The sequence below is a fragment of the Collinsella aerofaciens genome (genome assembly GCF_028209625.1).
Taxonomy (GTDB): Bacteria; Actinomycetota; Coriobacteriia; order Coriobacteriales; family Coriobacteriaceae; genus Collinsella; species Collinsella aerofaciens_AM.
Map to the genome: position 1 here is coordinate 57,416 of NZ_JAQLDU010000010.1, position 18,661 is coordinate 76,076.

An 18,661-nucleotide genomic window follows, 5' to 3' on the forward strand; every position below is an offset into this window, starting at 1 on the left:
AATCCCGATGGCTCCGATTGCACAGTCCGCTTCGATAAGCTGTCCATACTCGTCATCGGCGAATCCGGGCGCTCATCCGTCACCACATCAACGCAATGAGCCGCGAGTTCGTCTAAATGCAAATCAGGCAGGGCCGTAAGGCTCCGCCTGAAAACGGGTTTCACTCACTCGAACCTAGTTCAAAGCCCGGGGATAGCCATTGAACTATGGATGAAATGTACTCGAATTCTGAACGTGTAATGCTTGCACCTGGCTTGTCCAGCTTATTTTGGTACTTCACCATATCGTTTATCCATTTGACGCTCTGGTCTTTCTTGCTTCTTTTTCCAAGAAACTCGGGTCTTGTGTAGACCTCTTTAAAGCCATCAGTCCAGTTGCTGCCGCTAATCGCGATAGCAGCACACTCGTCCATTGTCACCAGGTCCCATGTATCGATCGGCAAATCACCATTGCTTCTGTTTGCAACATTTGCCTGAGCAACTTTTGTAGAGAGCTTGATTACAAGCTTGCCAGGCAGTCCATTTGCCCGCCATTGAGGACCTTTTATCTCCAAGAGAGTATCAGCAGCGATCGATTTGACTCGATAGGAAATCTCACTGAGCATCGCTCTCGAAACTCCATTATATTCCTTAGAATTATCTGCCCACCAGTTGCTCAATCCTGAAGGATTGAAGTCGTTGAAATGGTCGTGGATGGCTTTCTGAAGATAACGCCAATGGTTGGTTGAACCCTTATCGCCGTATTGCCTCTTTATCTCGTTGCGGAGTTCGGGGGAAATGTTTCGATAGAAGTCAACTATTACCTCAAGAAAGGGCCGACACTGCTCTGTCAAAGCCTTTGCGTTTAGCGTCCGGGGATTGGCAATTCCTTGGTCATTCACGTATTGCACAATATCGCTTGATACATGGAGCAGTGCATAGACACCTGTGTTGATTGAAAGAATGCCCTGAGCTTCCTTTCCAAGGTCCCACTCCTGCTTCAGCTCTTTGCTGACATAGCCAAAGAATTCCATCAAGAATGGAACGACCAGATTTCGCGCGTATTCATTATCGCCATCTGCGTTATCCAGAAGACCAACCTTCGACGCTGTCGTTCCATCGAAATCGGTAAAGAAGTTGCCCTCTCTTAGGCCCTTGTCGATAGCCTCCATCGTGATACAGCGAGTATCCGTAGTTGCATTTTCACCGATAAGAACACGATCGTATAAAGGGGATCCAAGAGTTTCACCTAACTCCTGAGCAATTTTCAGGCGGAGCGCCTTTCTCCTTTCGGAATAATCGTCCGAGACCCATAGTCGATCAGCATCAAGCGTATTCCGCAGGTTTTTTGGAACTGCCTTCTGGTTCTCGTTGATCTCCATGAAGAGGTCAATCTGCTCTTTCTTGCTTAAATTCTCAAAGGCTACGACCGGGATGGTATTAGTCCGAGCGTATTCAGAATCGGAATAGCCATAGAGCCTGTGCTGCCCATCGATAATATATGCGGAACTATATCGTTTCGGGAGATGAAGTACTCCGATTTGAGTGTCACTATCAGTTTCGGAATACTTTAGATCGAACTGCAATCCTTTACGCTTCGGTGCATCGATGCTAACGATAATAGAATTGGGGAAGTACCCACCGCCATCTACAAACTCCCGAATGGCTTTCAACCGGCTCTTTTTGATGATCCTATGATATGTAGGCATCATCCCTCTATTTGCGTCGCTTCGGTGCAGCACGTAACCAATCTTCAGCAAGCGCTCTGGTTCGATAGAGAAAGAGTAGTAAACATGACCTCCCATTTTTCCCTTAATAGCAGGAACCGTTGAGGGCATTTCATCGATATTCCTACCCCTGAATAACCTGCCTAAAAACTGGTAACGAGCCGTTACCCCGAGATGCTTGGTTAAGCCGATGTAGTACTCAACAGTCTCTTCATCGAAATATTCGAATCCGGCATCTTCAAGTCTCGTCTTGTCCTGTTCTCCCAAGACAATGTTGTGTGTCGCCCAGATAAACTTGGTCTTTAGCTTTTTCCCGTACTGCTTTCGCACGGCCTTAATGATTTCGCCGATATTGCCCTTATAGGCATCAATCTCGGTCTTGAAATCCTTCTTCGACGCCTTCTCTGCCGTCTTGCACTCAACGATAATGGCAGTCTCGTCATCGACGGCAAAAACATCAATCTGCTGAGTAAGGTCTGGATTTGCCTTGCTATAGGAGATGACGAATTTGTCATCTCGATTCATTTTCGAGTAACCCATGCCATAAAGCATTAGCCAAACCTTGTTCACGAATCTTTCTCCAAGAGGCTTTTGCTTCTGGACGCGAATAAACCGCTCATCCTTGTATGTGCTGACGTATTCCCATCCGTCATTCTGAAGGGAGAGCAGAGCGTCCGCCCTTTGTCGCTGGTAGACGTAATCTTTGTTTCTGGCACGATATGCGGCAGTCAATTCGTTATCAGAAACGATGTTCTCCCAGAATTCCTTGTCGCTCATTTATTCCCCTATCCTCGCTTGAGGAATATTAGTAAATATATATTCCTGAGTGTTTCCTCGACGTGCATTGCGACCACCTAAAGTGCTGCTGCGAGAAACATCTAGTTTGATACTGCCAGGAGAGAACAAGCCATCAATTACTTCATGATGAGCGTTCGTAAGAATATAGAAGGCGCCAAGTTCGGAAATGGCGTCGATACAACTCTTCAATTCAAATTGGTCATCGAGAGAGAAAAGCTTCTTGTTGTATTCGATAAAACCATTGTTGTTGTGTGCGACCGTATACGGTGGATCGAGAAAAACAAGATCTCCGGCCTTTACGTCTTTTAGTGATTCTTCAAAAGAACGAGCGAGTAGCGTTGCCCCCTGCAAAGCTTCGCTTGCATGGCGAATTCGCTGAAAATTAAATTTATAGCTGTCTTTTTTCCCGTAAGGCACATTGTATTGGCCTTTTCGATTAACCCTATAAATGCCGTTGAACGATGTTCTGTTCAAGTAAATAAACCGAGCGGCTCTTCGTATCGAATCATCCGGTTCCTCTGACCGTATGGCGTAATACTGATCTTCATTTACGGCCCACTCGTCAATAATCTTGATTACGCTCTCGACGTTATCGCGAACTTCTACGTAAGTGTTAATGAGTTCTTCGTTGATGTCCGAGAGGATCGCTCCGTCTGGAGACAAAGCAAAGAACACGGAGCCTCCGCCGAAAAATGGCTCGTGGTAATTATTGAAATCGAGGTCTTTAATCAAGCCCGGTAGGTATTTTATCAGCCAGTTCTTTCCTCCAGCCCACCGCAAGAACGGCTTTGAGCTTCTATTAAGGGAATGATCCGACATCTAAACTCTCGCGTTCAATTCTTTGTCAAGGCCGATAATTACGCAATTGATGAACATTATGTATTTCCTTGAGCTTCTTTCGAGAAGTAACTGAAGAACTATTAATGGTCTTGACGAACCTGGTTTTGACGAACGGTTCATGCGACTTATTTGAAACACCCCGTCGGCGGGACCCATTAGCGTAAAAATGGCGTAGACCTCACTCAAATCAGAGCTGGAAACCTAAATTACATGCTGCCTCGACCTCACCTGCAAATGTTTCCGTGGCAGATAAACGTGATTTTTATCACGTTCCGAAACTCTTCATTTATGAACTCTTTTCGACCGCCTACCTCTTGATATGCAATCGGTCAAAACTTGTCGTTTTCCTCATCTCCTCATGCGATCTGGTCGAGCATGCCGAATTCGACGCTCTCCTTTCCGTCGAATTGCTGCACGTGCGATTAGACACGCATTAACGCTGAGTGGAGATGGCGTCTCTGTTGCTCTGAGCGATAAATAATCATTTAGCGAAACAGCTCATCGTGGGAGCCGGTTCTTTGGAAGACCGCAAGACCGTTGCCCGTCCTCCAGATGACAAGCCAGTCGCCGGCATTGGCGACGTGGCACTCATTGCTGCCGGACCAGTTCCCTTTGAGCATGTGCATATTGTGCCGTTGCCTCAAAATGCCCCTGGATTCATCGGTGTCTTCCGCAACGAGGTCGATAACCTCCTTGAGCAGGTCAAGGTCGTAGTGCTTCTTGGACAGCCTCTTCGAATCCTTCTGGAACTGCGAGGTGAACTGAATCTCCAGCATCGCTAGAGCCCCATCGCGGTGAACATCTCGTCGGCGTTCTTGTACCCATGGCCTCCTTTGGCGAGGATCTCATCGGCTTCGCGGATGCTTCGCAGGCTCTCCTCATTGGGTTCCGGATAGGCTAGGTTCAAGGGTATGCGGCGCTCGCGCACGATCTGGCGGTAAAAAGCTCGGGTGACGGAAGACAGGTCGAAGCCAAAGTCCTCGACGATGCGGGAGGCGTCGAGCTTGGTCTGCTCGTCGACGCGTACGGTAACGGAACTCATGGCTATCTCCTTTCGTAAGACAATTACATAATAACGTCCTACGACATATATTTCAAAGAATACAGGGGCAAGGAGAGGGCATGAACGAGAAACTAACGTCCGATCGTTTTACTCGACAATTTCGTGTACTTCGAATACGCGAAATATGGTCTGGAGATATTGCGAAGGAGTGTGGCAAAGGGACTGTCCCTTTGCCACATGAGGAAGGGCTCCTATCCCCTCGCCTGCCTGCGCTCCCAGCGAGCCAACTTAATCGTCACCAGCGTAAGCGCCCAGGCGACAAGCGAGAACGCGGCGCCCACGGCACCCACGTACGCAATGCCAATGCTGCTTACCACGGCTCCGCCCACTGCGGTACCAAACGAGATGCCGACGTTAAACGCCATGGGCTCAACCGAACTTGCGAGTACCATCGACTTGGGATGGCGGCTGCGTGCCACGTCCATAAAGTGTGTGATGCACGAGACTGAGAATAGGTACATGAGCAGCGCCAAGCTAAAGACAAAGACCAGCGCGAGCGGCATGGTGCCGCCCACGGCAAACAGCCCGAGCAACGCCGCAGCCTGCAGCACAAACGTCACAAGCAGTGCCTTCATGCCAAAACGTGCGTCGATCCATCCGCCCAGGATGTTCGAGATCAGGCAGAACACGCCGTAGGCCATAAGCGTGGTGCTCGCCTGAACAGTGCCCATACCCAGCACCTGCTCAAGATAAGGCGTAACGTAGCCGTAGAATACATAGACCGAGCCCACGCCAAACAAAAAGATGAGCATGCCGGTGATGATGCTCGGCTCGCGCAGCAGTCCCGCCTGCTCGCGGAAGGTGGCGGGCTCATCGGTCTGCCCGGCGCGCGGCATAAACGCCACGAGCGCTCCGCAGATTAGAACGGCAAAGGTCAGCGTGCCGTACATGGCCACGTGCCAATCGAGCGTGTCGGCCACAAACTTGCCGATCGAAGTGACAAAGACCATCGCCACGGAAAACGCACCATATACCACCGAGATGGCAAGCGAAGTTTGCTGCGGGGACAGCAGCTCTGGGATGTACGTCACACCCACGGCGAGCAGCGCACCCGAGACAGAGCCCAGGACAATGCGCGAGATAAACAGTACCTGGAAGTTGGGCGCCAACGCCATGACCAGGTTGCCGAGCACAAAGACGATGCTGTAGCACACGAGCAGCTGGTAGCGGCGGAAGCGTCCCGTGCTGAGCGCAAGCACCGGTGTGGCGATAGCGTAGACGAGCGCGAACACGCTGATGAGCTGGCCCGCAGTGGCAAGTGATACGCCGAGTTCCGTTGCCAAGTCGCTTTCGATGCCGATGACCACGAACTCCGAGCAGCCGAGCGAGAATCCCAACAGCACGAGCAGCGCCAGGCAGAGCTTGGTGCGCGCGGGGGAGAGCGCAGCGGCGGTTGACTTACTTTTAGACGTGGTTGCGGCGGTCAAGGTTGTCACTCCAATGTCGCATGAATGAGCGGGATTCAATCCCTGCAACTCTAACAGAATGTGTCAGGTGCCTGCCTCCTTTGTCGCAGGTTGCGCTTGCCTGTATAGTCGCAATACAGGTGAAGATGGTCTCAGGTACATCGCGGGCGACAGGAGATCCCATGGGTATGCACACGACAAAGGTTGCAGTGGGCGAGGGCAAGTTTACGCTCGAGGCCCAGCTGACGGTGACGCCGCGAGGCATGGCGGTCTACGCCTGCTCGCCGGAGTTCGCGCACCTGGGCGCCACGGCGCAGGCCATTCCTCGCCCCGAGCCCGGCCGTACGGCGACGGTGAGCATCCTGGCCGTTCCGTGCCATCGAGACGAGATCCCGGCGCACGATATTGCGGCGGCGCTGGCCACGCGCTTTGGCGTGCCGGTAGTTGCAAGCACGGGTTTTCATGTGGAGAACGCGACCGCGGACGACTTGCGGCGCATGCTCGATACCACCAAGGAACTCATCGCCGCGCTCGAGGAGGCCGCAGCCCGCATTCTGCGCGCCGGCTGGGATGAGGGCGGCGCAGGCGCCGAGGTCGTGGCGGTCGATGCCGCGACCGGCGAGGCGCTTGGCCCCGTCGACCGCATCGAGGCCCATACCGGCGAGGGTATCCTGCATCAGGCATTTCTGACGCTTCTGGTCGAGGGCCAGGGCGAAGACGCGCGCCTGCTGCTCTGTCGTCGCAGTCCGCTCAAACACCTGTGGGGCGGGGTGCTGGCCGATAGCTGTGCCGGCCATCCGCTCCCCGGGGAAGACGTCGCGGCCGCCACGGCACGTCGCATCAACGAAGAGCTTGGCATCACGCGCGAGCCCGATCAGCTCAAGCACCTCGGACACGTGGTGTACCGCGAGGACCACGGCGACGGCCGCTGCGAGTGCGAATGGTGCGAGGTGTTCGTAGCCCATGTTGAGCCGGGCGAGCTGCATATCAACCAAGAGGAGATCTCGGAAGTGCGCCGCGTGGCCCCGTCCGAGCTTAAAGGCTACCTGCAGGGTCACCCCGAGCAGCTGGCCCCCTGGCTCCGCGAGGCTCTGGAGGTCCCCTCCATCCGCGCAGCCCTCGCTATGTGAAAAAAGACAGTCCCTTTGCCACATCCAAACCGTCACAACATTTGATGAAAATCTCGAAAACGAGGAAAAGCGTCGAATGTTGTGACGCTTTTTGTCCAGAGGATCGCTCCTCATCCAAAAAACCCGCTTGACTGTATTGCCACAACACAGCGCAACGTAAGGGGTGTCCGATAACGGGCGCCCCTTTTTAAGTGGCAACGTGGCCGCGAATCCGGAGCGCCCCCAACAAGAAAGGTGGGGAGATGGAAGCGGAAAAGAAGGCGTTTAAGATCACCAAGCGCGAAATTGGCTTTGTGCTGGGTATCGTTGTCTTTTTGCTGGTGAAGTTTCTTCCTTTGGCGGAGCTGAGCTCGACGGTCGAGCTCACGGTCGGCGGTCAGACCTGTCTGGCACTGACGCTCGCCACGGTGGTGTTCTGGGCATGCGGTGTGGCGCAGCCTGGCTTTGTGGGCCTGCTCTATTGCGCGCTGCTCGTTCTATTCAAGGTGTGCGTGGACGACACGGGCGCCGCGAGCATCTCGGCGACGGTCGCCTCCACGTTTAGCTCGTGGACCAAAGCCACTATGTGGCTCGTCATCGGCGCCTACCTCATCGCCAGCGCGGTCAAGGAGTCGGGCCTGGGCGAGCGCATCGCCTATGCGTTTATGCTCAAGTTCGTGCGCGACGCCAAGTCGCTCATCATCTCGATCTTCGCGCTCACCTTTGTGCTGTCGCTGCTGATCCCGCATCCGTTCCCCCGCGCCTTCCTCATCCTCGCCGTCGTCTCGGTCATCGCCGAGTCCGCCGGCTACGGTGACGACGACAAGGGTAAGCTCGGCTTCCTCGTGTTTGCCGCTGCTGCCCCGGGCTCCATGTTCTTCCTGACGGGCGACTCCACACTCAACCCGCTCGTCGCGCAGTACAGCGCCGAGGCCGGCGGCATGAGCCCGTCCTTCGTCGACTGGTTCCTGTACATGAGCGTGCCTATGCTGGTCGCGCTGCTGTGCACCCTGTTCCTGGGCCTCTTCCTCTTTAAGCCCAGCAAGGAGCTCGTTTACGATCGCGAGCAGATCGTGGCCAAGCAGGCCGCGCTCGGCAAGCTCTCCGTCAAGGAGATCCGCACCATCGTGTGGCTTGTCATCGCCATCGCGCTGTGGCTTACCGTCTCGGGCGATTACATCGGCTGGGTGACGCTTGCCATCGGTGTCGCGCTCGCCATGCCCATCATCGGCGAGGTTCTCACTCCTGCCAGCTGGAACGCTGTCGACATCAAGTCCCTCATGTTCCTGACGGCCGCCATGGCCGTGGGTTCCGTGGGCGGCGCCACCGGCATGAACGCCTGGATCGCCGACGTCGTGCTTCCCAGCTCCGTGCCCGAGAACATCTTCCTGTTCGCCCTGCTCGTCGCCGCGCTCTCCATGATCATCCACATGTTCATGGGCTCGGTCATGGCCGTGCTCGGTGTGTGCGTGCCGGCGTTCATCAGCTTCGCGGCCGGCTCCAGCGTAAGCCCGCTTGCCGTGGCGCTCATCGTCTTCACGTCCATCAACATCCACTACATCCTGCCGTTCCACAACCTGCCGATCCTTATCGGCGAGGGCAAGGACGCCGGCGGCTACACCTCCAAAGAGGCCATGCGCATGGGTATTCCCCTCACCGCGGTCGTCTTTATCGTCGTGCTGGTCGAGGCCGCCTGGTTCCACCTCTTTGGCCTGATGTAAGCAGTCGAGTGCTTGGCTGTAATTAGCCGAGTGCTTGAACTGCGAGTGCCCGAGCGCCCCATCTATGAGCGCTGCGGCCCCATTACGTTACCAAGCCCGGCGGCATCCTCGCCGCCGGGCACTCTCCCGAAAGGAGCATGCTATGTCCACTACCGATGCTTCCCAGATCCACGACCTGCGCTCCGCGCTCGACTTTTTGCGCGAGATGCCGGGCCAGCTGCTCGAGACCGACACTCAGGTCGATCCCGATGCCGAGGTCTCGGGCGTCTACCGTCACGTCGGCGCCGGCGGTACCGTTATGCGCCCGACCAAAGAGGGTCCGGCGATGGTCTTCAACAACGTCAAGGGCTTTGACGATGCCAAGGTCTGCATCGGCATGCTTGCCAGCCGCAAGCGCGTTGCCGCCCTGCTCGACCTGGACGAGGAGCACCTGGGCCTCGAGATCGGCAAGCGCTTCGAGAACCTGATCGCGCCCGAGCAGATCGCCGAGGGTGCGCACGTCGACTGTCAGGAGGTCGTGTACAAGGCGACCGACGAGGGCTTTGACCTGCGCAAGATCGTTCCCGCTCCCACCAACACGCCCGTCGATGGCGGCCCCTACATCACCATGGGCCTCGCCTACGGCACGAGCCCCGACGGCTCCCAGTCCGACGTGACCATCCACCGCTTCTCCTGCGTCGACAAGGATAAGCTTGCCATGTGGATTACCCCCGGCAGCCGTCACCTGGGCGCGTTCTTTGACGAGTACTGCCAGCGCGGCGAAGACATGCCCATCTCCATCTCCATCGGTTTGGACCCCGCCGTGTACATGTGCTGCGGTTTTGAGGCTCCCACCACACCGCTCGGCTTCAACGAGCTGCAAATTGCCGGCGCCCTGCGCGGCCACGCTGTCGAGCTTGCCGACTGCGTCACCGTTCCGCAGAAGTGCATTGCCAATGCCGAGTACGTGCTCGAGGGCTACCTCATGCACGACGAGACCATCAACGAGGACGTCAACGGCCACGGCTACGCCATGCCCGAGTTCCCCGGCTACACCGGTGGCGCCAAGGTTTGCCCGGTGATCAAGATCACCGCCGTCACCACGCGTACCAACCCCATCATGGAGAGCTGCATCGGCCCTTCGCACGAGCACGTGTCCATGGCCGGCATCCCCACCGAGGCTTCCATCTACAAGATGGTCGAGACCGCTATCCCGGGCCGCCTGCTCAACGTCCACGCGGCTCCCTGCGGCGGCGGCAAGTTCGTTGCCATCATGCAGTTCAAAAAGTCGAGCAAAAATGACGAGGGCCGCCAGCGCAATGCCGCCATGCTCGCCTTCTCGGCATTCTCCGAGCTCAAGCACGTGATCCTGGTCGACGAGGATGTCGACATCTTCGACATGAGCGACGTGATGTGGGCCATGACCACGCGCTTCCAGGCCGACGTGGACCTCATCACCATTCCCGGCTGCCACTGCCACGTGCTCGACCCGTCCAACGACCCCGCGTTCGACCCGAGCATCCGCGAGCACGGCATCGCCTGCAAGGCCATCTTCGACTGCACGGTCCCGTTCGACCTCAAGAAGAACTTCATCCGCTCGCAGTTCATGGAGATCGACAAGGACAAATGGGCCGCAGAGCTCGCCTTCTAGTAAGTAGCCCTACCGAGTAACTAAGTAAGGAGTTGTCATGCCTGAGTCTTCTGTCCGTCCCCGTCGCATCGTCGTTGGCGTTTCGGGCGCCAGCGGTGCCGCGCTGGGCCTTGAGTGCCTCAAATGTCTGCGTCAGGCAGGTGCCGAGTCGGCGCTTGTCGTCACGCGCGGGGGAGAGATCACCATCGAGCAGGAGCTCGGCATGACGCTCGACGAGTATGCCACGCATGCCGATGTGGTCTACGACAACAAGAATATCGGCGCCGCCATCGCAAGCGGCACCTATCCGGTCGATGGCATGATCGTGGCACCCTGCTCCATGAAGACGCTCGCCGGCATTGCGAGCGGCTACAGCGAAAACCTGTTGTTGCGCGCGGCCGACGTGCAGATGAAAGAGCAGCGCCGCCTGGTGCTCATGGTGCGCGAGACGCCCTTCAGCGCCATTCACGTCGATAACATGGCGCGCCTGGCGCGCGTGCCCGGCATCATGCTCATGCCGCCCATGCTCACGTTTTACAACGGCCCCGCCACGCTCGATGACGCGGTGCATCACATCGCCGCCAAGGCGCTCGAGGCCGTCGGCGTGTCATGTGCAAACTATAAGCGCTGGTCATAGGCGTCTTTAGGGTAGGATACGAGGAGTGTTTGAGCCCGCTGCCCCTGTGGGCGGCGGGCTTTTCGCGTCAAAGGATGTGTCGGGAGGATCTATGCAGACGGGCATGTATGCGATTAGCGAGATGGCGAGCTTGTTCAATGTTTCGCGCCAAACGCTCATTTACTACGACAAGATCGGTCTGTTTAAGCCCGCCGTGGTGAACGAAAAGGGCTACCGTTTCTATTCGCCCACGCAGATCCCGCTCATGCGTCTGATCTGTATGCTGCGTGACCTGGGGCTCGAACTCGACGAGATCGACCGTCTGACCTCGACGTTCGACATTAGCGAGATGACCGATCACCTGCGCTCGCGGGTGCAGGCGCTCGATGAGCAGATTGCCGGGCTCAAATCCGAGCGCGCGAGCGTGCAGGAGCGTCTGAGCTTTTACGACGAGGCGGTTTACTGGCGCGAGCGCGAGGGCAAGCCGGAGCTCAAGCAGTTCGAGCGCCGCTACGTGGTCTTTGAGGAGTTTCCGGGCGATATCGAGCGCGGCCGCTCGATGCTTCACCCCACGCTCATGCGGGCCATCCTGCGCATGCGTACGTTGACGGGCACGCGTCCCATGCGCGGCTGGGGTGCCATGCTGCGTCGTGAGGCGCTGCATTCCGACGACCCTATCGCCGGCGCCGGCTCCTTTGCCGTGCTACCGCGCGGTGTCGAGGAGCTGCTGCCGAGCGATCCCGCCGAGCTGGCAGAAACCGGCATCGAAGTACTGCCCGAGGGCACGTATCTGTGCATGAGCCGCTGGGGCATGCCGTACGAGCCCGAGGGCATCCGCGCCGTCGTGGCCTGCATGGACGAGCACGCGCTCCAGCCCGTTGGCAACGCTTTCGACTTTTGCTACCTCGATACCACGAGCTACGACGAGTCCCACCAAGAGGACTTTTGCTGCATCCAAATCCCTGTTACCCTCCAGATGTGACAAAGGGACAGTCCCTTTGTCACATTCGTGGTGTGGCTGCTGCCCAAACCGTCACAACATTTGATGAAAATCTCGAAAACGAGGAAAAGCGTCGAATGTTGTGACGCTTTTCCTGTCTGTGCCGGCGAGCTCCCGTGCCATCTGGGGGTATAAGGCTGGCAAGTGTTTATTTGCGAGGCTTAAGGGGCGCCCCGTATGGATATCGATAACTTTGAATGGTGGTATAGCGAGGGCGAGGCTCCGGACGAGGAGTGGGACGAGCCCGCGCCGTGTGACGTGTCGAGCGACGAGGACGGGACCGGCAGCGATGCCGCTGTCGAGCCTGAAGCCGCCTCCGATGCCGCCGAGCCCCTGACCTTTGAGCAGGTTTGGGCCCAAGCCGAGGCAGACGAGGCCAAGGCTGACGCTACGGCCACACTCGGTGAGCCGGCGGACATGTCCATCTCGCCGGCCAAGACCCCGCAGCCGCGCCATAACATCGACCCCGGCAGTACGGCATCCTTCAGCATTCTCGACGTGCCCTCGCAGGGTGCCCAAGCACCCGCGCCCACACGTCGCCCCGACCTGGCTCGCGAGGAAGATGCGGGACGTCGCTCTCCGCTTGGCCCCATCCTTATCGCCTTCATGGCCGGCGTTATCGCATGCTCGGTAATTGGAAACGTCTGGAGCCATGTTGAACAACAACGAAAAGACGCCGCCAAGGTCGAGATGTCCGTCGAACAATCGCTCAGCCGCACGCGCTCGGTGCATGTATCGGTCGAGGTCAAGGACGGCGCGACGTGGGACACCGCGCGCGGCGACAGCCAGATGCTCGTCCATATCGTGGGTCGCACGCTCAAGGGGCAAGCGATCGACGAGTACCAATACGTCAATTCCGAAGGTGACGGCATCGAGCTCAAGCCCGGCGACTACGAGCTCACGGTCGATGAGCCGCCCGTCGTCACCGACGGCACGCGTTACCGTGCCTCAAAGCGCATGGTTCCGGTGAGTTTTAATTCACAGGCGCCCGATACGGTCGATAGCACGCCGCAGGGCGGGTTTGACCTTTACGCTATTGCTCAATAACTGCACCTGTCGCTCAACCCCGCCGCCAAGAGTGGGACAATAGCCCTCGACACCGTTGTTTACTATTGGAGGAAGTAGCATGTCCACCGTCACTACCATCAAGCGCGGCGGCCTCACCGCGGCCATCGATTCCATGGGTGCCCAGCTCACGAGCCTTGCCCTCAACGGCAACGAGTATCTGTGGCAGGGCGATCCCACCTTTTGGGGCAAGCATGCGCCCATCCTGTTCCCCATTGTGGGCTCGCTGCGCAACAACACGGCAACGTCTGCGGCCGGCACCTGCGAGATGCCGCGCCACGGACTCGCGCGCATCGTCGAGCACAAGCTGGTCGAGGTTTCGGAGGACGGCTCCTCGGTAACGTACGAGATCACCGATACGCCCGAGTCGCTCAAGGCCTTTCCGTTTCACTTTAAGCTCAACATGACCTATGCCCTGACCGGCGACGCCACGCTTACCCAGACCTTTGCCGTTACGAACACCGGCGACGTGGACCTGCCGTTCTCGGTGGGCGGCCACCCCGCATTTAACGTGCCCGCCCCCGGTGCCGAGGACGAGGTATTCGAGGATTACGAGCTGGCGTTTACCGAGGCCTGGACGAACGAGGCTCCCATCATCACGCCCGACGGTCTCATGACGTTCGAGGGTAGCTACAAGGCTCCCGATAACTCGGACGTGCTGCCCATCACGCACCGCAGCTTCGATAACGATGCCATCATGTTCACCGATACTTCGGGCTCCACGCTCACGCTGCGCGGCCGCAAGTCGGGCCACGGCGTCAAGATCGACTTTGAGGGCTTTAAGTACATCGGCGTGTGGTCTGCCGCCAACGACGCTCCGTTTGTGGCGCTCGAGCCCTGGACCGGCCACACCACCATGGACACCGAGGACGATGTCTTTGAGCACAAGGTCAACACCATCACGTTGGCACCGGGCGCTACCGACATCCGTTCCTTTAGCGTCACCCTGCTCTAGAGGTTCCGCCGTTCTAACGAACGACGGACCGGTCGACGCTGCGCGCCACCCAGAGCGACAATTTGTCATTCAAAAGGCAAGGCATGACCAGAAGGTCTATGCCTTGCCTTTTTCATGCCAAGTGGTACATGGGGCAGGCTGCTTTGCGCCAATCGTCCTCGTGTGTCTATTAATTTTTCGCGCACATGCCGCGCTGCTGGTCGCGGGCGTATATCCTGTCTTATTGTCAGCAAAACGAAATTGGGAAGGCACCAGATGCAATCTCGACAACAGCGCGACGCGCATCCACAGCCGGTATGCAGCCGTCGCATCTTTTTGGGTAGCGCTCTCGCTGCGAGCGCTTCTGTCGTCGCCGGCGCACTTGCCGGCTGCCAGTGTCCCTCCACGCTGGAAGTAGTTCAGCCCACGACGGGCGGCGGTCGCGATGACCTGTCCGATTCCGTTATCGGCAAGGATAAGATCCGCATCGGCATGGAGGCGGCCTACGCCCCGTACAACTGGCAGGTTTCCGAGGCCAGCGAGTTCACGATCCCCATCGACAACGTGCAGGGCGCCTATGCCGATGGCTACGACGTGCAGATCGCCAAGATCGTCTGCAAGGCTCTCGGCGGCGAGCCCGTTGCCGTCAAGCAGAGCTTCTCGGGCCTTATCGACTCGCTCAACAACGGCCAGATTGACCTCATCATCGCCGGCATGAGCGCCACGCCCGAGCGCGAGGAGTCCGTCGGCTTTTCCGACCCGTACTTCATTGGCTACTTTGGCCTGTTCGTAAAAGAGGGCTCGCCCTACCAAAACGCCACCAAGCTCAGCGACTTCAGCGGTGCCACGGTGCTCGGCCAAAAGGACACCATGCTCGATACCGTCATCGACGAGATTCCGGGCGTTGTGCACAAGAACCCGGTCGATTCGGTCCCCACGGTGTTCTCGAATCTGCTGCAGGGCACGTGCGACGCCGTGACCTACAACACGGAGAACGAAAAGGGCTATATGGCCCAAAATCCCGGTATCGTCCCCATCCACTTTGCCGAGGGCGAGGGCTTTAAGCAGGAGGTCACGGCGAATGTCGGTTGCCGCAAGGGATCGGACAAACTGCTTAAGCTCATCGACAAGACACTCAAGGGCATCAGCCAGGAGGAGCGCGACCAGATGTGGGACGCGTGCCTCGACCGTCAGCCGGCATAGGGAGGCAGCATGAAAGGCATCAATCGTCTGGCCTCCTTTATCAAGGCCGACCACCGTTATGTGTACCTGGGCACGAGCGTTATCGCGGCGCTCGGCTTGGCATTTAGCCAGCGCAACCCCACGCCGCTGAGCTTTTTGGCGCCCACCGGCATCTTCCAGGATTGCCTTTGGGCGATTCTTTGGGCCTGGATCGTCGTGTCGGCGGCAGCGCTCGTCACCAAGGTTATGCACTGGAGCGACTATCGCGAAACGTCGCCGTTTGCATCCGAGCGTTTCCGTCGCGGCGCGCGCCTGGGCAGCTATGTCGTGGTTGCCATCGCGGCGATCTTCTTTATCGACCGCTGCGTCATGTCGTTTGTCGACCTGGTGCAGGTGAGCATTGTCTCGGACTCCAATCCCAGCGACTTTCTGTCGAGCTTGGTCTACATGACCTACAAGAGCGGCGACTTCTTTATCCGCGGTATCGAGATCACCATCGCGCTTGCCACCTTCGGCACGGTCATCGCCTTCTTCTTGGCGCTGCTCTTTGTGTTCTTGCGCACCCAGACCTTCGATCGCGTCGACAACGACCTGGTGCGCTTCTTTAAGAGCATTGGCCGAGGCTTTGCGACCGTCTATTCCACCGTCGTGCGCGGCACGCCCATGATGGTCCAGGGCCTGCTCATCTATTACGCGGGCTTTACCGTTCTGCGCGGCATGGGCTTCGAGACCGCCCAGGCCAACCAGATCTGGAGTACCTTCACCGCCGGCCTCGTCACCATCTCGCTCAACTCTACCGCCTACATGATGGAGGTCCTGCGCGGCGGCATCGAGTCCATCGATCCCGGCCAGGCCGAGGCAGCGCGCTCGCTGGGCCTGTCGCAGTGGCAGGCTATGCGCAAGGTCGTGTTCCCTCAGGGTATTAAAAACGCGATCCCGGCGCTCACCAACGAGCTCATCATCAACATCAAGGACTCGTCGGTGCTCTCGGTCATCGGCGTGTTCGACCTCATGTACGCCACCACCACCGTCGCCGGCGTGTACTACCGCCAGATGGAGGTCTACTGCGTGGCGCTCGTGGTCTATCTGATTCTGACGCTCGTGGCGAGCCGCCTGCTCGAGGCCTTTGGCAAAAAGCTCGGCGCCGAGGCTCCTGCCACGCTGCCCAGCTCTAACTAGGCTTAAGACGAGGAGAATCATCATGGCAGATACCGCCACTACCGGCACTGCGGCAGCCGTGCAAAACCAAGAGCCGCTTATCCGCGTCGAGGGCCTGCGCAAGAGCTTTGGCTCACTCGAGGTACTCAAGGGCATCGACTTGTCCGTCAATCCCGGCGAGGTCGTCACCATCATCGGCGCCTCGGGCTCGGGCAAGTCGACGTTTCTGCGCTGCCTTAACCTGCTCGAGACCCCGGACGCGGGCCATATCTGGTTCCACGGTCAGGACCTTACTGCCGAGCGCTGCAATATCAATAAACTGCGCGAGGACATCGGCATGGTGTTCCAGGGCTTCAACCTGTTCAACAACATGGACGTGCTCGACAACTGCACGCTCGCGCCCGTCACGCTCAAAAAGAAGAGCAAGGCCGAGGCCGAGAAGGTCGCGATGGAGCATCTGACGAGCGTGGGACTCGAAAAGTTCGCGCACGCCGCCGTTGGTCGCCTGTCCGGTGGTCAAAAACAGCGCGTGGCCATCGCTCGTGCCCTATGTATGAATCCGCAGATCATGCTGTTCGACGAGCCGACCTCCGCGCTCGACCCCGAGATCGTGGGCGAGGTGCTCGAGGTCATGCGCAAGCTCGCCGCCGACGGCATGACCATGGTCGTCGTCACGCACGAGATGGCCTTTGCCCGCACGGTGTCCGACCGCGTGGTCTTTATGGACAAGGGCGTGGTGCTCGAGGATGCCGCGCCGGCCGAGCTCTTCGGCAACCCCAAACACCAGCGCACTCGTGAGTTCCTCTCTCGCTATCTCGAGGACAAATAACCGACCGCAAACGCTTACGTTGCAAGGCCGCTCCCGTGGGGCGGCCTTTGTCGTCACAATCGAAAGGATGTCATGGCCGAGGTTTGGCGCTTCTTTGCGCATGAGGACGATTTTGCCGATATAGACGAGGCCGGCGCGTGCGAGCACTTGGGCCGCGTGCTGTCGTTTCCGACCATTTCGAGCATGGATGCCGAGGCGGTGGATTGGCAGCCCTTCGACGACCTGCGCGCGTATATGCAGCAGGCCTGGCCGCACGTATTTGCGGCGGGCGAGGTCGAGCTTGTCGGCCATTCGCTGTTGGTGACGCTTGGCGGTTCCGACTCCGCCCTCAAACCCGTCATGCTCATGGGCCACATGGACGTGGTCCCCGTGGTGCCGGGTACCGAGGCCGACTGGACGCACGCCCCCTTTAGCGGACAGGTGGACGACACCTACATTTGGGGTCGCGGCGCTATCGACATGAAGGATCAGGTCGCAGGCATTCTCGAGGCGGTTGAGTATGCGCTGGCGCACGGTTGGCAGCACGAGCGCATGCTGCTCCTGGCCTTTGGTCAGGACGAGGAGACGACGCAGTACGGCGCAGGCGCCATCGGCCGCGTGCTCGAGGAGCGCGGTGTTGAGCTCGAGTTTCTGATCGACGAGGGTGACTACCGTATCGTTTCGGCTGCCGAGTACGGCGCGGGCGAGGGCTGGCTTATGCATGCCGACCTGGCCGAAAAGGGCTACGCCGATATCGTGTTGAGGACGCGTAGCGAGGGCGGGCATTCGTCTAACCCCTACGGCGGCACGTCGCTCGAGGTGCTCAGCCGTGCCATCGCCGCAATCTGCGATATCGAGTGGCCGACGCGCGTGACCGATCTGCTTGCCGCGCAGCTTGTCGAGCTGGGGCTCTACACGGCGGATGAGATTGCCGCCAACGGGGGCGCCATTGTCCGCGATTGCCTCGCCAGCAAGAAGCTCTATCCGCTCGTGACCACCACCTGTGCACCGACCCAAATCGAGGGCGGTAGCACCGGTGCTAACGTGATGCCGCAGGATATGTGGGCCAACATTAACTTCCGCATGCTCGAGGGCACGAGCGTGGCCGACGTTGTGGCGCGCTGCCGTGAGGCGGTTGCCGGGGCGGACCTTGCCGGTCGTGTCGAAGTGGAGCTGGGCCCCGGCAGCTCCGAGCCCTCGCCGTCCCCGCGCATCGGTGGCCCCGGCCTCGAGGCGGTTCGCTCCATCGCCGCCCGCTATTTCCGCGATCCAAAGGGGACGGAGGAAAACGGATCATCCGAGCCGTTGGCGATTGTCCCCTCGACCGTGATCGGCGCGACCGACGCTGCCAACTACCAGCACATTTGCTCCGAATGCATTCGTTTTTCGGCGTTTGTGGTCGACGACGACGAGTGCGACCGCGGCGTCCACGGCACCAACGAGCGCATCACCCGCCGCGCCTACCTCCAGGGTGTTCGCTTCCTCATCGCCCTGCTTCAAACGCTCTAGAATGTGACAAAGCGACGCTTCCTTTGTTAGCCGTTGGGGACGTTCTTAAACGACTAGCCGTTAAGGAACGTCCCCAACGGCTACGTCCACTCATTCCGTGCGGGTTATATGCAGGTTTGCCTGCGCACGCTATCATGT

Annotated in this window: 16 protein-coding genes; 11 read left to right on the forward strand and 5 right to left on the reverse strand. The window is 58.4% G+C overall.

All coding sequences use genetic code 11. The features are described 5' to 3' along the window. Positions 1-160: 160 nt before the first annotated feature. The 5 genes from PMW70_RS06155 to PMW70_RS06175 all read right to left on the reverse strand — a co-directional run bounded on the left by PMW70_RS06155 (position 161) and on the right by PMW70_RS06175 (position 5,833). Positions 161-2,482 (reverse strand): DGQHR domain-containing protein, encoded by a 2,322-nt coding sequence (locus tag PMW70_RS06155; RefSeq protein WP_271744219.1) that lies wholly within the window; start codon positions 2,480-2,482, stop codon positions 161-163. Beyond that, positions 2,483-3,322 carry a DNA adenine methylase gene (locus tag PMW70_RS06160; protein WP_271744221.1) on the reverse strand — a complete coding sequence of 280 codons (840 nt, stop codon included), beginning with the start codon at positions 3,320-3,322 and terminating at the stop codon, positions 2,483-2,485. A 506-nt stretch (positions 3,323-3,828) separates the two neighbouring features. Then, complete coding sequence (locus tag PMW70_RS06165) at positions 3,829-4,119, reverse strand: type II toxin-antitoxin system RelE/ParE family toxin (RefSeq protein WP_271744223.1); 291 nt, start codon at positions 4,117-4,119, stop codon at positions 3,829-3,831. A gap of 2 nt (positions 4,120-4,121) precedes the next feature. After that, positions 4,122-4,385: a type II toxin-antitoxin system RelB/DinJ family antitoxin gene (locus PMW70_RS06170; protein ID WP_271744224.1), complete on the reverse strand. Its 264-nt coding sequence runs from the start codon at positions 4,383-4,385 to the stop codon at positions 4,122-4,124. Between the two features lie 212 nt (positions 4,386-4,597). Further along, on the reverse strand, positions 4,598-5,833 hold the full coding sequence (locus PMW70_RS06175; RefSeq protein ID WP_271744225.1) for an MFS transporter: 1,236 nt from the start codon (positions 5,831-5,833) through the stop codon (positions 4,598-4,600). Positions 5,834-6,000: 167 nt separating this feature from the next. On the opposite strand from PMW70_RS06175, the gene idi reads away from it, so the two are divergent. From idi to PMW70_RS06230, 11 genes are all read left to right on the forward strand, one after another. Further along, positions 6,001-6,942 (forward strand): isopentenyl-diphosphate Delta-isomerase, encoded by a 942-nt coding sequence (gene idi / locus PMW70_RS06180; RefSeq protein ID WP_271744226.1) that lies wholly within the window; start codon positions 6,001-6,003, stop codon positions 6,940-6,942. A gap of 242 nt (positions 6,943-7,184) precedes the next feature. Beyond that, positions 7,185-8,642, forward strand: a complete 1,458-nt coding sequence (locus PMW70_RS06185) for an SLC13 family permease (protein ID WP_271744227.1) — start codon at positions 7,185-7,187, stop codon at positions 8,640-8,642. Positions 8,643-8,784: 142 nt separating this feature from the next. Next, positions 8,785-10,272 carry a UbiD family decarboxylase gene (locus PMW70_RS06190; RefSeq protein ID WP_271744228.1) on the forward strand — a complete coding sequence of 496 codons (1,488 nt, stop codon included), beginning with the start codon at positions 8,785-8,787 and terminating at the stop codon, positions 10,270-10,272. Positions 10,273-10,309: 37 nt separating this feature from the next. After that, positions 10,310-10,888, forward strand: a complete 579-nt coding sequence (locus PMW70_RS06195; protein WP_271744229.1) for a UbiX family flavin prenyltransferase — start codon at positions 10,310-10,312, stop codon at positions 10,886-10,888. A 91-nt stretch (positions 10,889-10,979) separates the two neighbouring features. Further along, positions 10,980-11,849, forward strand: coding sequence for a MerR family transcriptional regulator (locus tag PMW70_RS06200; RefSeq protein WP_271744230.1), 870 nt, complete (start codon positions 10,980-10,982; stop codon positions 11,847-11,849). A gap of 195 nt (positions 11,850-12,044) precedes the next feature. Further along, the gene (locus tag PMW70_RS06205) at positions 12,045-12,914 is read left to right on the forward strand and encodes a hypothetical protein (protein WP_271744231.1); all 870 of its coding nucleotides are present in this window, start codon (positions 12,045-12,047) and stop codon (positions 12,912-12,914) included. Between the two features lie 79 nt (positions 12,915-12,993). Continuing rightward, the gene (locus PMW70_RS06210) at positions 12,994-13,887 is read left to right on the forward strand and encodes an aldose 1-epimerase family protein (RefSeq protein WP_271744232.1); all 894 of its coding nucleotides are present in this window, start codon (positions 12,994-12,996) and stop codon (positions 13,885-13,887) included. A 255-nt stretch (positions 13,888-14,142) separates the two neighbouring features. Continuing rightward, positions 14,143-15,069 carry a transporter substrate-binding domain-containing protein gene (locus PMW70_RS06215; RefSeq protein ID WP_271744233.1) on the forward strand — a complete coding sequence of 309 codons (927 nt, stop codon included), beginning with the start codon at positions 14,143-14,145 and terminating at the stop codon, positions 15,067-15,069. Positions 15,070-15,078: 9 nt separating this feature from the next. After that, positions 15,079-16,227: an amino acid ABC transporter permease gene (locus PMW70_RS06220; RefSeq protein WP_117786763.1), complete on the forward strand. Its 1,149-nt coding sequence runs from the start codon at positions 15,079-15,081 to the stop codon at positions 16,225-16,227. 22 nt (positions 16,228-16,249) lie between these two features. Then, positions 16,250-17,035: an amino acid ABC transporter ATP-binding protein gene (locus PMW70_RS06225; protein WP_271744234.1), complete on the forward strand. Its 786-nt coding sequence runs from the start codon at positions 16,250-16,252 to the stop codon at positions 17,033-17,035. Positions 17,036-17,107: 72 nt separating this feature from the next. Then, positions 17,108-18,523: a M20/M25/M40 family metallo-hydrolase gene (locus tag PMW70_RS06230; RefSeq protein ID WP_271744235.1), complete on the forward strand. Its 1,416-nt coding sequence runs from the start codon at positions 17,108-17,110 to the stop codon at positions 18,521-18,523. Positions 18,524-18,661: the final 138 nt, after the last annotated feature.